The 13,828-nt window shown below is 58.4% G+C and carries 11 protein-coding genes and 1 pseudogene; 2 read left to right on the top strand and 10 right to left on the bottom strand.

The window, feature by feature from the left end; all coding sequences use genetic code 11:
• Nucleotides 1-57: 57 nt before the first annotated feature.
• From nusA to B3F77_RS13210, 6 genes are all read right to left on the bottom strand, one after another.
• Nucleotides 58-1,578: a transcription termination factor NusA gene (nusA, locus tag B3F77_RS13235; RefSeq protein ID WP_293605397.1), complete on the bottom strand. Its 1,521-nt coding sequence runs from the start codon at nucleotides 1,576-1,578 to the stop codon at nucleotides 58-60.
• A 22-nt stretch (nucleotides 1,579-1,600) separates the two neighbouring features.
• A complete protein-coding gene (gene rimP, locus B3F77_RS13230) occupies nucleotides 1,601-2,215 on the bottom strand; it encodes a ribosome maturation factor RimP (protein ID WP_293605396.1) in 615 nt (204 codons plus the stop codon).
• A 205-nt stretch (nucleotides 2,216-2,420) separates the two neighbouring features.
• Nucleotides 2,421-4,043, bottom strand: a complete 1,623-nt coding sequence (locus B3F77_RS13225) for an ABC transporter ATP-binding protein (protein ID WP_293605395.1) — start codon at nucleotides 4,041-4,043, stop codon at nucleotides 2,421-2,423.
• Nucleotides 4,040-5,059, bottom strand: coding sequence for an ABC transporter permease (locus tag B3F77_RS13220; RefSeq protein ID WP_293605398.1), 1,020 nt, complete (start codon nucleotides 5,057-5,059; stop codon nucleotides 4,040-4,042). Before B3F77_RS13220 ends, B3F77_RS13225 begins: the two co-directional genes overlap by 4 nt.
• 127 nt (nucleotides 5,060-5,186) lie before the next feature.
• Entirely contained in the window at nucleotides 5,187-6,221 is a 1,035-nt protein-coding gene (locus B3F77_RS13215; protein ID WP_293605394.1) for a microcin C ABC transporter permease YejB, read from the bottom strand.
• A gap of 16 nt (nucleotides 6,222-6,237) precedes the next feature.
• The gene (locus tag B3F77_RS13210) at nucleotides 6,238-8,034 is read right to left on the bottom strand and encodes an extracellular solute-binding protein (RefSeq protein WP_293605393.1); all 1,797 of its coding nucleotides are present in this window, start codon (nucleotides 8,032-8,034) and stop codon (nucleotides 6,238-6,240) included.
• Between the two features lie 141 nt (nucleotides 8,035-8,175).
• Between B3F77_RS13210 and fabI the strand changes: the two genes are divergently transcribed.
• A complete protein-coding gene (fabI, locus tag B3F77_RS13205) occupies nucleotides 8,176-8,973 on the top strand; it encodes an enoyl-ACP reductase FabI (RefSeq protein ID WP_293605392.1) in 798 nt (265 codons plus the stop codon).
• 234 nt (nucleotides 8,974-9,207) lie between these two features.
• Here the strand turns inward: fabI and B3F77_RS13200 are convergent.
• From B3F77_RS13200 to B3F77_RS13185, 4 genes and pseudogenes are all read right to left on the bottom strand, one after another.
• A pseudogene (locus B3F77_RS13200) lies at nucleotides 9,208-9,513 on the bottom strand (transposase); the annotation flags it as partial.
• Nucleotides 9,514-9,840: 327 nt separating this feature from the next.
• Nucleotides 9,841-10,968: a mannitol dehydrogenase family protein gene (locus B3F77_RS13195; protein WP_293605391.1), complete on the bottom strand. Its 1,128-nt coding sequence runs from the start codon at nucleotides 10,966-10,968 to the stop codon at nucleotides 9,841-9,843.
• Nucleotides 10,969-10,973: 5 nt separating this feature from the next.
• A complete protein-coding gene (locus B3F77_RS13190) occupies nucleotides 10,974-11,984 on the bottom strand; it encodes a zinc-binding alcohol dehydrogenase family protein (protein ID WP_293605390.1) in 1,011 nt (336 codons plus the stop codon).
• A gap of 34 nt (nucleotides 11,985-12,018) precedes the next feature.
• Nucleotides 12,019-12,618: a transporter substrate-binding domain-containing protein gene (locus B3F77_RS13185; protein ID WP_293605389.1), complete on the bottom strand. Its 600-nt coding sequence runs from the start codon at nucleotides 12,616-12,618 to the stop codon at nucleotides 12,019-12,021.
• 312 nt (nucleotides 12,619-12,930) lie between these two features.
• Between B3F77_RS13185 and B3F77_RS13180 the strand changes: the two genes are divergently transcribed.
• The gene (locus B3F77_RS13180) at nucleotides 12,931-13,641 is read left to right on the top strand and encodes a FadR/GntR family transcriptional regulator (RefSeq protein WP_293605388.1); all 711 of its coding nucleotides are present in this window, start codon (nucleotides 12,931-12,933) and stop codon (nucleotides 13,639-13,641) included.
• The last annotated feature ends 187 nt before the right edge of the window (nucleotides 13,642-13,828 follow it).

Below are 13,828 nucleotides of genomic sequence, written 5' to 3'. Positions count from 1 at the left end.
GTATAAGAGACAGGTAGTGGTACTGGACATATTTGGTTTTCCTGCTGGCCTCCATGATCATTGCTCTTGGGCCGTTGCAGGTGCAGCGGTGTCGGCACCGTCATCGGTAAACCAATGGGCGCGTGCGGTCAAGATCAGGGCTTTGGCTTCGTCCGCAGACTGGCCGGTGATATCTGTAAGTTCGTCAACAGCCAGATCGGCCAGGTCGTCGCGGGTATGGATACCCGCCTCTAGGAGTTTGGCAATCAGCTCGGGGGTGAGACCTTCAACGTCACGCAGGTTCTGCGAAACACCTTCGGTATTTTCTTCCTTGGCGATTTCCATCGTCAGAAGTGCATCTTTGGCGCGGGTACGCAGCTCATTGACCGTGTCTTCATCAAACGATTCAATTTCAAGCATTTCCTGCAGCGGCACATAAGCCACTTCCTCCAGACTGGTAAAGCCTTCGGAGATCAGGATGTCGGCGATTTCCTCGTCCACATCAAGCTTTTCCATAAACAGCTTGCGGCTGGTGTCGGTTTCGCTGGCCTGCTTCTCTGCTGATTCGTTGGCGTCCATGATGTTGATTTTCCAGCCGGTCAACTCGGCAGCAAGGCGTACGTTCTGGCCGCCGCGACCGATGGCAATGGCGAGGTTTTCTTCATCGACCACCACGTCCATGGCGTGGCGCTCTTCGTCCACCACAATGGAAGACACGTTGGCCGGTGCCAGCGCGCCAATCACAAACTGGGCCGGGTCTTCGCTCCACAGCACAATGTCCACACGCTCGCCGGCAAGCTCGTTGGTCACGCCGTTGACACGGGTGCCGCGAACGCCAACGCAGGTGCCAATCGGGTCCACGCGCTTGTCATGCGACAGCACGGCAATCTTGGCACGCGAACCCGGGTCGCGGGCGCAGGATTTGATCTCCAGCAAGCCCTGCTCGATCTCGGGTACTTCCTGGCGGAACAGCTCAACCATGTACTCCGGCGCGGTACGCGAAAGGATGATGGGTGCACCGCGCAGCGTGGTGTCCACTTCCATGATCATGGCGCGAACGCGGTCACCGGAACGCAGGTTTTCCTTCGGAATCATGTCGCTACGGCGCAAGCGGCCTTCGACGCGGCCGGACTCTACAATGAGGTCGCCCTTGTCCATGCGTTTGACGGTGCCCACAAAAATCTTGTCACCGCGCGACATGAAGTCGTTGAGCAGCATTTCGCGCTCAGCGTCACGGATTTTTTGCAGAATGACCTGCTTGGCCGCCTGCGCACCAATGCGGCCAATCGGCAGGCTTTCAACCGGCTTTTCAATGTAATCACCTTCTTCGATGTCGGGGATCTCATCGCGCGCGTCACTCAGCAGCTCTTCGGCTTCCGGATTTTGCAGGCCCGCTTCATCGGGCACCACCAACCAGCGGCGAAAGGTCTCGTAATTACCGCTGTCACGGTCAACCGCAACGCGGATGTCCACCTCGCCCGCATAGACCTTCTTGGTGGCTGACGCGAGCGCAAGCTCGACGGCACCAAAAACGACGTCACGTTCAATATTTTTCTCACGCGAGATAGCATCAACCAACATCAACAGTTCGCGATTCATTTCACAAGCCTGCCTTTCTTAATTATTTCTCTGTAGGTTTATCTGCAACAGGGGCGATTTTAGGTTTACGCCCCTTGAAATCAACCACGGGCGCCAAACGCGCCTGATGAATTTCATCGAGCGAAAACCCAAGCGCCTGCAGCGGTGCGGGAATCTTCTTTTTGCTGACTTTCTGGCCTGGTTTGACGGTGGGCTCATCGCGCCACACAATCTGCCAGCCTGCTGCGTAGCCTTTGGGCTCAGCACGCTCCAGCGTGCCGCGGAATTTCTTGCGGCTGGCTGCCACCCCCGAACCGGCGCTTGCCGCCACACCAATCGGCGCCTTGAGGGTGATGTCAATCAACTCACCAGCAAAACGCTCAAAATCTTTTTCATTGCGCAGAGGCCGGTCAATACCAGGGGAACTGACTTCCAGCCGCACATAATCGGCGCCCTCGACTTCCAGCACAAACTGCAACTGGCGCGTCACCTTTTCACAGTCTTCCGCATTAATGAACTGTTCGGCCCCGGGGACCACCCCAGGAACATACGGCATGTCAATCGTGACGCGCAGCAAACCACCACCGGTCCGCTCGATTTCTACCAGCTCGTAACCCAGTCCCGTAACAGTTTGTTCAATCGTCTCTTGGAAGGCCATTCAGTCTTTTTTTAACCAGTCTGCAAAAACAAACGCCCAAAAAAAATGGGCGGTGAAAACCCGCCCATTTGGTCGTGAAGTTAGTATTGTAACGCGCCTTGCTCTTCGATGCAAACAATTTCCATGCCTGAATTGACTCAAAGCGGCTGAACGCTGGTGGCTTGTAGTTATTCTTATTAATTGGCGTGAATCCCGGACAAAACCTTCATGCCTGTGACACCAGTACCCGCGTATAGGGGTGACGCGGCGCGTCCAGAACCTCAAGGACCCTGCCGGATTCGACCACCTCACCGTCTTTCATCACCATGACCTCATGGGCCATGGCACGAATCACGTCAACGTCGTGGGTGATCAAAAGATAGCTCAAACCGCGTTCACGCTGCAAGCGCTGCAACAGCGCCAACACCTGCTTCTGGATGGTCACATCCAGCGCGCTGGTAGGCTCGTCCAGCACCAGCAAGCTGGGATTGATGATAAGCGCACGGGCAATCGCCAGCCGCTGGCGTTGCCCGCCCGAAAACTCATGCGGATAGCGCTGCAGCAAACCCGGAAACTGCGTCTCCTCCAGACCCACATCCGCCAGTGATTGCTCGACGCGCCACCGCCTTTCAGCCTGGTTTAACGATGGCTCATGCACCAGCAAACCTTCTTCCACAATCGCCTCAACCGTCATACGGGGTGACAGCGAGGAAAACGGGTCCTGAAACACCACCTGGACAACCCGGCGAATGGCCTTGTTGCGGGCTGCCTGCCTGCTCCAGGATTGGCCTGCAGCCTGCAACTGCCCAGAAAAGGGAAGCAGCCCCAAGCTAGCCAGAGCCAAGGTCGATTTGCCTGAGCCCGATTCGCCGATCACCCCGAGCGTCTTGCCGGATGGAATATCGAACGTGGCGTCTTTGACGGCGACAAATTCACCGCTTTTAAACCAACCCCTGAAGCCGGAAATGGTTACCGGGTAAGCCACACGCACATGGCTGGCCTGCATGGTGGAAGCCCCTGCCAACGCATCAGCAACCCCATCGACTACGTCGCGAACAGGTTTGCTGTCGATCAATTTACGGGTGTAAGGATGCTGCGGATGGGCAAACACGTCAGCGACTGCTCCCTGCTCCACGATATGACCGTTTTCCATCACCGCAACGCGGTCGGCGAAGCGGTGCACCAGATTCAGATCGTGCGTGATCATGAGCACGGCCATGCCGTTTCGGCGCTGCAAATCGCTAAGCAAGTCCAGAACCTGGCCGCGCAGCGTGACGTCCAGCGCCGTCGTCGGCTCGTCAGCCAGCAGCAACTTGGGGCTGCACGCCAGCGCCATCGCAATCATGGCCCGCTGACGCTGCCCGCCAGACAGCTGGTGGGGAAATGAGCGGGCCCGTCTTTCCGCCTCCGGGATACCGGTATCTGCTAGTAATTTGATAGCTGCTCGCGCCGATTCTGCGGGCGCTAAACCGCGCTTTAGCTGTACAACTTCGGCAATCTGGTCGCCCACGCTGAACAAGGGGTTCAGCGCCGTCATGGGTTCCTGAAAAATCATGGCAATATCACGGCCCCGAATGCCGCGCAATGCGCCTTCGGGCATGGAAAGCAGGTCCACCGGCCCTTTTGACGCGTTATCTGGCGTGGCAAACAGGGCCTGCCCGCGGATGTCAGCGTTTTGAACCAGCCGCAACAGGCTCAAGGCCGTCACCGTCTTGCCCGAGCCCGACTCCCCCACCAAAGCCAGCTTTTCCCCAAGTGCAATGGTGAAGTTGATGTCGTGGACGACCTCCCTGCCCGCAAAGGAGACGCAGAGATTTTCGACCCTCAGCAAGGAGGTGGGAGCCGTCATTGATCGACCTTTCGAGGGTCCAGTGCATCGCGCAAGGCATCGCCCATAAAAGTCAGCAGCAGCAAGGTGACAACCAGCACGGCAAACGTCGACAGCGAAATCCACCAGGCATCAATATTGGCCTTGCCCTGGCTCAACAACTCGCCCAGCGAGGGCGTTCCAGGCGGCACCCCCAGGCCGAGAAAATCCAGCGAGGTCAGCGCCAAAATAGCCGCACTCATGCGAAAAGGCAAAAAAGTCACCACAGGGGTCATGCTGTTGGGCAGGATGTGTCGCCACATAATCTGCAGGTTGCCCACTCCCAAGGCCCTGGCCGCCCGCACGTAGTCCATTTGGCGGTTGCGCAAAAACTCGGCGCGCACGTAGTCTGATAAGCCCATCCAGCCAAACAGGCTGAGTAACAACAGCAGCAGCGCCACGCTGGGCGCAAAAATGGCACTGAAAATAATCAAGAGGTACAGCTCGGGCATGGAACCCCAGATTTCCATGAAGCGCTGAAACACCAGGTCGGTTTTGCCGCCCGCATAGCCCTGAATGGCCCCCGTGATCACACCGATGACCACCCCGATCACGGTCAACGCCAGCCCAAACAGCACGCTTAAACGGAAGCCGTAGATTAATTGCGTTAGCAAATCACGCCCGCGGTCGTCAGTGCCCAACAGGTTATCGCGCGAAGGAGCAGAGGGATTGGGTTCTTTGGCAAAATAATTGATGGTGCTCGGGCCATAAGGATTGGGCGGGTAGAGAGCCCAGTTGCCGCCCTGGCTCAACTTTTCACGGATGAAAGGGTCCAGGTAGTCGGTCGGCGTGTCAAAGTCGCCATCGAAGATCTTTTCTGAATAGTCTTTGACCAGCGGGAAGTACAACTCGCCCTTGTACCGCGCCACCAGCGGCTTGTCGTTCGACAGCACCTCTGCAAACAGGCTGAGCCCAACCAGCAGGCAAAATAGCACGAGACTCCAGTAGCCCAGCCGATTGCGCCTGAATCGCTGCCAGGCACGGCGGGAAGGCGACATGTGCGCCCCCACGCTCGTCACTGCGTGTACTTCGCTGCCCCCCGAGGGGGCTGTGCTTGCTTGGGGCGGCCCGGCGCGGCGCACGCTGGTTTGCATAGCTGCTTGTGCGCGCGCAGCGTCATTTGATTCAGTCGAATTTGACACGAGGGTCCACCCATACATAACAAAGGTCGCTGACGAGCTTGGTCACCAGGCCGATCAGTGTGAAAAGGTAGAGGGTGCCGAGCACGACCGGGTAGTCGCGCCGGATCACGCTTTCGTAGCTGAGCAAGCCAAGGCCGTCGAGCGAAAACAGGGTTTCGATCAGCAGCGAGCCGGTAAAAAATGCCCCGATAAAGGCCGCCGGAAAGCCCGTGATGATGGGAATCAAGGCATTGCGAAACACATGCTTCCAGAGCACCTGCCGCTCGCTTAAGCCCTTGGCGCGGGCGGTCAGCACGTACTGCTTGCGGATTTCTTCCAGAAAGGAGTTCTTGGTCAGCACCGCCGTCACGGCAAAGCTGCCCAGCACCATGGCGATGATGGGCAACGTGATGTGCCAGAGGTAGTCGGTAATGCGCGCTCCCCAGCCCAGCATCTCCCAGTTGGCCGAGGTCAGTCCGCGCAGCGGAAACCACTGCAACTGTCCGCCAAACACTACCAGCAGCGCCACGCCAAGCACGAAGCCCGGAATCGCATAGCCCACCAGCACGATCAGTGTGGTGACAAAGTCAAAGCGCGTGCCCGCCCTCACCGCCTTGGCCACGCCCAGCGGCACGGCAATCAGGTAGCTGATAAAAAAGGTCCAGAGGCCCAGACTGGCGGAGACCGGTAGTTTTTCCTTGATCAGTTGCCAGACATCCTTGTGCTGATAAAAGCTGTTGCCCAAATCGAAGCGTGCAAACCGTCCCAGCATCTGAAAAAAGCGCTCATGCACCGGTTTGTCAAAGCCGTAAAGGGCCTTGATTTCCTCGATGCGCTGGGCATCCACACCTTGCCGCCCACGGTAACCGGCACCTGTTGCTACGGCCCGCTCACCCCCTGAATCACGGCCCTGCAACTGCGCCACCATTTGCTCTACAGGCCCGCCCGGCACAAACTGCACCATGACAAAGGTCAGCAGCAGCACACCCAGCAAGGTCGGGATCATCAGCAGCAGGCGCTTGAGGATGTAACTGGCCATGGTAGCTTCACTTGTTCTATTTGTTGGTAGACGACGCCCACCAGGTGCTCATGGCCCAGGTGTCGGCTTGGTAATACGGCGGAATAATCTCTGGCAGGACAAAGCGGCCGGGACGGTAGCCAATGAAGAAAGCGTCGCCGTAGTATTGCGGCACCGAGTAGTAGCCGTGGGTCAGCACGCGGTCCAGCGCTCGCATGGCGGCGCTGAGCTCGGGCCGGGTTTTGGCGGTCACTACCTTTTGCAGCAGGGCATCCACCGCCGGGTCGGCAATTCCCCAGACGTTGGCGGAGCCAGGCGTTCCGGCGGCCCTGGAGCCAAACAGTTCCAGCAACTCGCCACCCGGTGCCGTGCTGCCGGGCAAGCGCAGCGTCGTGACCTCAAAATCAAAGGCATCCATCTTCTGCTTGGCTAAAGAGAAGTCGACCACGCGGTATGTCATGGTGATGCCCAACTTCTCAAGCGCTTTCTGGAAAGGTCCGACGATGCGCACCAGCGAGGGCTGGTCGTTCAGAAACTCCATGGTGAAGGCCTCGCCCTGGGCATTGCGCAGCGCACCATCGCGGTAAGTCCAGCCGGCCTCACGAAGCAGCGCCTGGGCCTGCCGCAGGTTCTCGCGCAGGCTGCCGGGGGGCGTGGTACTGGGTGAAACGGGCACCGGGCCAAACACCTCGGGTTTGAGTTGGGCGCGCAAAGGCTCCAGCAGGGCCAGCTCATCGGGTTTTGGCAAGCCATCGGCGTGAAATTCACTGTTCGGAAAATAACCGTTCACTCGTTTGTACAGTCCGTAAAACAGCTGGCGGTTCATCCACTCAAAATCCATGGCCAGACCAATCGCCTTGCGCACGCGCACATCCTGGAACTTGGGATTGCGCAGGTTGAACACATAGCCCTGAAAGTCGCCTGGGTTGCGGTTTTCAAATGCGCGCTTGGTCAGCTCGCCCGAGGTGAACTGCTTGCCGGTGTACTGGCGCGCCCAGTTGCGCGAAATGAATTCACGCAAAAAGTCGTATTCACCGGCTTTCAGCCCCTCAAAGCGCGAGGTTTCGTCGAGGTAAATTTTGAAGCTGATGCGGTCAAAGTTGAACTGGCCCTTGCGGCTCGGCAGGTCAATGCCCCAATAAGCCGGGTCACGCACATAGGTGATGTCGCGCCCCATGGCCGGGCTGGCGACCTTGTATGGCCCCGAGCCAATGGGAACTTCGGACACGATCTGGTCGAACGGCTTGGCAACCCCGGCCACCTTGCCCCAGTCGCGACTGAAGACCGGCATGCCGCCCACCACCAGCGGAAGTTCCGGGTTGGGCGTTAAAAAATCAAAGCGCACCACCCGCTCAGACACCACGGTGACAGCCTTCACTTCGGCGTAAATTGTGCGGTACTGTGGCGCCGCGAGTTTGCCGGTGAGCTGGGTGTAGGAATACAGCACATCGGCCGCCAGCACCGGCGCGCCATTGTGAAAACGCGCCTTGTCATTGATGTGAAAAGTCGCCGAGAGTTTGTCGGCAGCCACCGCCACATCGTCGGCCAGCAGCCCGTAGGCGGTGGTGGGTTCTTCCGAATTGCCGGTCAGCAGGCTTTCAATCAGCAAGATGCCCAGGCCGTAAGGTGCGGTACCGCGCAAAGTAAAGGGGTTGAACTTGTCAAAGTTGGTGGGCCTCGTGGGCGGTACCATGCGAATCTCGCCCCCCTTGGGGGCCGCGGGGTTCACATAATCGAAATGGGTGAAGCCGGCCGGGTACTTGATATCACCAAACTGCGCGTAAACATGCGCGGCCCACGATGCCGGGGCAAGGCATGCCAGCAGAGCCATCATCAGGGCTCTCAAAAAAGACAAATCCCGCATGCGACAATTCTGCACTAATTAAGTCGGCAAAATTTCGCGGACTGCGGGTACCGCACCCACAGCAGCCAAAACAATATTTGCCGGTTCACTCGCACACACTGGAGCACAAGCATGGGTTTTCTCACCGGCAAAAAACTGTTGATCACGGGCGTGTTGTCCAACCGGTCCATTGCCTATGGCATTGCCAAGTCCTGCCACGCCCAAGGCGCCGAGCTGGCCTTCAGCTATGTCGGCGAGCGTTTCAAGGACCGCATTACCGAATTCGCTGCGGACTTTGACTCCCGCCTGATCTTTGACTGCGACGTCGGCGACGACGCACAAATCGACAAGCTGTTTGCGGACTTATCAAAAACCTGGACCACCTTTGACGGCTTTGTGCACAGCATTGGCTACGCGCCGCGCGAGGCCATTGCCGGTGATTTTCTGGAAGGCTTCTCGCGCGAGGGTTTCAGGATCGCCCACGACATCAGCGCCTACAGCTTTCCGGCCATGGCCAAGGCCGCGTTGCCTTACCTCAATGCCAAGTCCGCGTTGCTGACCCTGACTTACCTGGGTTCCCAGCGCACCATTCCCAACTACAACACCATGGGTTTGGCCAAGGCCAGCCTGGAGGCCAGCGTGCGCTACCTGGCTGAATCCCTGGGACCCAAGGGCATGCGCGTCAACGGCATCAGCGCCGGGCCCATCAAGACACTGGCGGCCAGCGGCATCAAGGACTTCGGCAAGCTGCTGGGCATGGTGGCGGCCGCCTCGCCGCTGCGCCGTAACGTGACGATCGAGGATGTGGGCAACGTCGCAGCGTTTTTGCTGAGCAACCTGGCCGGGGGCGTTACCTCCGAGATCACTTATGTCGATTGCGGTTTCAGCCAATCGGTATGCGGGACGGCTCAACCTGCTGAAGCGGGCTGAGTTCCGCAGCTCAGGGCTTGGCCGCGCAGGGCGCTCTCATATTAATAGCTGCCCGCGCCTGTGGCTGCTGGGCTGGAGGCAAAAATAGCTTAATAAAGAACCCCGCCCCAAGGGGTGGGGTTCTTTATCGAAATTTTCTAACAGTGAAGCACGCTGTTCAATGAAATGAATTTTGAAGTTGTCGTGCACCGGAATTTTCATGTCGACCACGTCCCGCCACATGTCCATGCTGGTTCCCTGGTATCCCGCATCTCCAAAGGCAATCGTTTCCTGCCCGTGCAGCAGGCTGTTGCCTTCAGTCACATCGCCCACATGCCCGGATGTACCTCGCACGGTGTGCACCAGACCGGACTCTGCATCGGCGCCGATATGGGCCTTCATGCCAAAGTACCACTGGTTGCCCTTTTTGCTGGAGTGCATCTCGGGGTCGCGGGCTTTGTCTTTGTTCTTGGTGGAAGTGGGCGCGGCAATCAGCTTGGCGTCCACGACCGTGCCAGCTTTGAGCAGTAATCCACGCTGGATCAACAGCTCATTGACGGTAACCTGTCAAACAACGCCTAGTTCTCGACCGGCCACAGCGGTTGGTCCGACCATTAGAAATCGTCCTCGCGTATCGCCAGCACATGAGCGCCAGCAGTGTTGGTGAACTCGACCAGATCGAAAACATGGCCAACACCTTCGGGCCTGTCCCTCCAAACCACCCCATCGGAAATCGACTTGACCAACAGATAGTGAAGTTCATGGCCATGAGCACGACCCTTGCTGCTGCGGGATTGAGCGATGTTTGCGGCCCGGCTCGAAGATCCGTATCAGCAGGTTGTTGTCAGGAACAATAGTCTTCAGTTCAGGCAACCATTGTTAGTTTTGTCACGCCAAAGCAGCGCGTAACCGCGACTGCGCCAAACCGGGCAGCTGCGCATCTGCCAGCGCCACCACGGGTCCGAGGCGGCGCTGTTTTTTCTGCGCATGGTTCTGCGCGATATCGGCCAATCGGTGGGCAAGGAACGGGTTGAGCAGGCGCTCGCGCAGATTGACGAGATAGACCAATGCCTCGTTATGCTGGCCTAGTGCATCGAACACCGGCAACACTTCGTCAGTCCACATGGCTTCTAGTTCGGCACGCAAGCCAGGATCGTTCATCGCTTGTGCCACCGTTTCCTCAGCGTCGCGACCATCGTTCTTCCAGCGTTCGGCTAGATAGGTGTGTCCGGCATTCAGCAGGAACAGCTTGAGACGTTCGTGGCGTTCGAGATCATCGGTCAGCACGATGGCGTCGTGCCTGCAGGGCAATAGAAGCCGGTCCTGCTTCTCGATCGCCCACAGTGCATAGGGCTCGGCCACCGCGCCTACCGGGTATAGCGCTTCGGAGACGATGCGGTCGACCAGCGAATTGGCCCAGACGCAGTGCTCGCGAAGCCAGGCTATAAAGTCTTCAGGTAGCGCCCACTCGCGCGCGAGGTCTGCAACCAGATCACGTAGCGTGTCGCCATTGCGCTCGATCAGCTCACACGGGAAAATCGAGAGCTCCGCATCAGGCAGGCGTACCCAGCGGTGATGCAGCAGCACCAGCAGCTTTGCCGGAAAGCTGCGTGGTGCGCGTCGAGGGTCGCCGACCAACTCTGTGTCATCCTGTGGATCGAGCTGGTAGCCGCGGTCGGCCGTGTTGGAGACGATCACTCGCACCTCGCCAGCCATCGCGTCGAGCAGCCGGGGCCAATCCGCATCTGCCTTCAAAGCCTCGCGCACGGCACGGCAGGTCACGGTGGTGTCTATACGCTCGCCGTGCATCAGGCCCCGGATCTGGACTGGATAGCCCTCGCCGCCTGCGAGCGCTGCCACACGCAGCGCACTGGCCGGGCTGCTGGTCGTCTGAACGAGGATGATGCCGCCAAGCGCCTGACCCACCTCGCCACTCGCCAACGCTTCCGAAACGAAAAGATCGACATGTGCCTGGAGGAAACGGCTGGTGCCGAACTGGAGAATTGCTTGGCCCATGCTGCTTAGCACTCCACAATGGCTTTGACCACACCTTGGGCGGGGTCAAGCAGCTTCTTGAAGTCGGTCGGAACGTCCGCCAGCTGGAGGCGATGCGTGTTGAGTGCAGCGTCGGGAATTTGGCCCGCACGCATCGCTTTGAGCACAATCTCGAAATCCTCGGTGGTCGCATTGCGGCTGCCAAGGAGCGTGGTCTCGCGCTTGTGAAACTCCGGGTCGGAAAACGTGATCGTGGCGCCGACTACCGAAATCAACACGTATGTGCCAGCGTGGGCGACGAACTTGAAGCCACGTTCCATTGCCTTTGGGTTGCCTGTGGCGTCAAACACAACATCGAAGAATTCGTTGTCGGTAAGCGCTGCCAACTGCTGTTCGTCGTCAGGCGCAATCTGCACCGTTGCGGCCATTGCCAGTTGCGTCACGCAGAAGTCAAGACGGTCGCGCCGTGTATCCAGCGCCGTGACTACCGCACCGCGCAGCTTGGCGAATATCATCGCGGCCATGCCAATAGGTCCGGCGCCGACCACCAACACGCGCTGACCGGCCTGCACGTTGGCTCGTCGCACTGCGTGAGCTCCGATTGCGAGGAATTCAACCATCGCCGCTTGGTCCAACGACACGCCCTCAGCTTTGTGTACGAAGCCCTGTGGAACACAGAGGTACTCAGTGAACGCGCCGTCACGGTGTACGCCCAGCACCTGGATGTTGACGCAACAGTTTGTCTTGCCTTGACGACACGCAATGCATTTGCCACAGGAGATGTAAGGCATGACGTAAACGGTATCGCCGGGCTTCAGGTGACTGCCCGTTGGTGATTGTTCGACGATGCCGGACAACTCATGCCCCATGACCCGCGGGTAGCTGAGGTAAGGCTGGTTGCCTGTAAAGATGTGCAGGTCGGTGCCGCACACGCCGACGCGCTTGACGCGCAGTAGCACTTCGTCGTCGCCACGCTGCGGTACCGGACGGTCTTCGGCGCGCAATGTGCCGGGCTTTTCGCAAATCACAGTAAGCATGAATAAATCCTTGGTTTCTGGTGGACTAGAAGATTCATCCGTGGAACCGCTTGTAAATGCCTGCGAGATTGCCGTTCTGGTTGTTCTTGGCCACCCAGTCGTTGATCCAGGCCTGCAGTTTGGTTTCTCCCTTGCGCATGCCGATGCCCAATGGAAAGCTCTTCATCACGAACTTGATCTCGATACCGAGCGCTGGCGCCTTCTCCACGACCGACTTAACGAGGGCCGACGAGGTGGCGAAAATCTCGACCTGGCCGCTGGCGATGGCGGTGACGAGGGTGGCGTCGTCATCAAAACGCACGATTTTCGCCCCAGTGGCGCCTTCGGTAGCCAAGCGGTCGTTGGTGGTGCCGCGCGCGGTGGCAACCCGCTTGCCTGCCAGATCGGCGAATCCTTTCACGACGACTGACTTCGGTGCGGCGATCACGGCCTGGATTTGCGCGTATGGCACTGAGAAATCGATCACCTTCTCGCTCTCTGGCGTGACCGACAGCGACGAAATCACAACATCGGCCTTTCCGGTTTGTAGAAACGGAATGCGGTTGGCGCCAGTGGTCTGCACGATCTCTAGCTCGAGCCCGAGGTCCTTGGCCAGTAGACGTGCCGTCTCCACGTCTGAACCGGTCGCCTTCATTGAGCTGTCCATGGTGCCTAAGGGCGGCCAACGACAAGCCGAGGGTAGTTGCCGCTCCGGCTAGAAAGTCTGGCCAATACGCCAGTGGAGCGCTGAAGTCGAATTCGTAACGCATGTGTCTTTTTTGTTCACGTTCTGTCGGAGGTTCGGCCTTTTTTGGTAAGGCCACTTTACCGATTTTATAGAATTGGCCTTACCGTACTTACCCTAATACGGCAATATCTCTCTTGATAAAGCGTAAACTTCTTGTTATGACCTCTCGATTGGTCAGGCCAATTTTGGTCCATCACTTTGACAGGCAGAGGAGTCCAAATGCTGGATCAACTCAAACAGGTAGACAACAGGCGGCTCTATCAACAAATCGCCGACCAAATACGTGCGCTCATTCTGAAGGGCAATTTCGCGGCGGGCGCGCGCTTGCCCCCGGAACGCGAATTGGCGCAGCAGTTGGGCGTGTCGAGGCCTTCTGTTCGCGAGGCACTGATCGCGCTTGAGGTAGAAGGTAGTGTCGAAGTCCGAATGGGCGCAGGCGTTTACGTGTGCAGTTCGTCAGAACGTGCACCTGTAGCAACGGCGGCGATGGGGGAGAGTCCGATCGAGCTGATGCAGGCGCGCTCCGCGCTAGAAGGCTCAGTCGTGATGCTGGTCTGCGCCCTGGTCACGTCAGATGCACTGGCACCGCTACGACGCGCGGTCCAGGAAATGCGCGTCGCCATCGCTCAGAACCGACCACCCCTGATTCATGACCGTCAGTTTCACCTGCTAATCGCCGCGATGACGGGCAACTCAGTGCTGGAGCGACTCGTCGGCGAGTTGTTTGACGAACGCCACAGTCCGATTTCGTCACAACTGAGCGTGCGCTCTGAAAGTAGCCAGACATGGACCGAAGCGCTGCATGAACACGAAGCCATTCTGCGCGCACTGGAGAGCCGGGACGTGCTGGATGCGCAGACCGCTATGCGATCACACCTCAAGGCGTCGCAGGACCGCTGGGTGGGAAGCAGTCGGCGTGAATGGTCGTAAGGAGACAGCCACACGCGCAACGAAAAAGAGATCGACTGGATTTCGAGATCGGATTGGTGCACCTCTTCAAACGCAGGGGAAGCAGCATCGACGCGCACAGTGATAGAACGATCGTTGCGAGGGTGAGAACTTTGTGCGGGTCATACTTGTCGTTCTCGACATTCGGAGCCTGTCAGGAATTTTGTGT

This window comes from Polaromonas sp. UBA4122 (assembly GCA_002381615.1).
GTDB lineage: Bacteria > Pseudomonadota > Gammaproteobacteria > Burkholderiales > Burkholderiaceae_C > Polaromonas.
Note: the sequence above shows the minus strand (reverse complement) of the source record. Positions and strands in the feature narration are given on the sequence as shown.

Coding starts and splice junctions, on each gene's coding strand:
- nusA (WP_293605397.1), bottom strand. CDS start 1,578: ATGAATCGCGAACTGTTGATGTTGGTTGATGCTATCTCGCGTGAGAAA.
- rimP (WP_293605396.1), bottom strand. CDS start 2,215: ATGGCCTTCCAAGAGACGATTGAACAAACTGTTACGGGACTGGGTTAC.
- B3F77_RS13225 (WP_293605395.1), bottom strand. CDS start 4,043: ATGACGGCTCCCACCTCCTTGCTGAGGGTCGAAAATCTCTGCGTCTCC.
- B3F77_RS13220 (WP_293605398.1), bottom strand. CDS start 5,059: ATGTCGCCTTCCCGCCGTGCCTGGCAGCGATTCAGGCGCAATCGGCTG.
- B3F77_RS13215 (WP_293605394.1), bottom strand. CDS start 6,221: ATGGCCAGTTACATCCTCAAGCGCCTGCTGCTGATGATCCCGACCTTG.
- B3F77_RS13210 (WP_293605393.1), bottom strand. CDS start 8,034: ATGATGGCTCTGCTGGCATGCCTTGCCCCGGCATCGTGGGCCGCGCAT.
- fabI (WP_293605392.1), top strand. CDS start 8,176: ATGGGTTTTCTCACCGGCAAAAAACTGTTGATCACGGGCGTGTTGTCC.
- B3F77_RS13195 (WP_293605391.1), bottom strand. CDS start 10,968: ATGGGCCAAGCAATTCTCCAGTTCGGCACCAGCCGTTTCCTCCAGGCA.
- B3F77_RS13190 (WP_293605390.1), bottom strand. CDS start 11,984: ATGCTTACTGTGATTTGCGAAAAGCCCGGCACATTGCGCGCCGAAGAC.
- B3F77_RS13185 (WP_293605389.1), bottom strand. CDS start 12,618: ATGAAGGCGACCGGTTCAGACGTGGAGACGGCACGTCTACTGGCCAAG.
- B3F77_RS13180 (WP_293605388.1), top strand. CDS start 12,931: ATGCTGGATCAACTCAAACAGGTAGACAACAGGCGGCTCTATCAACAA.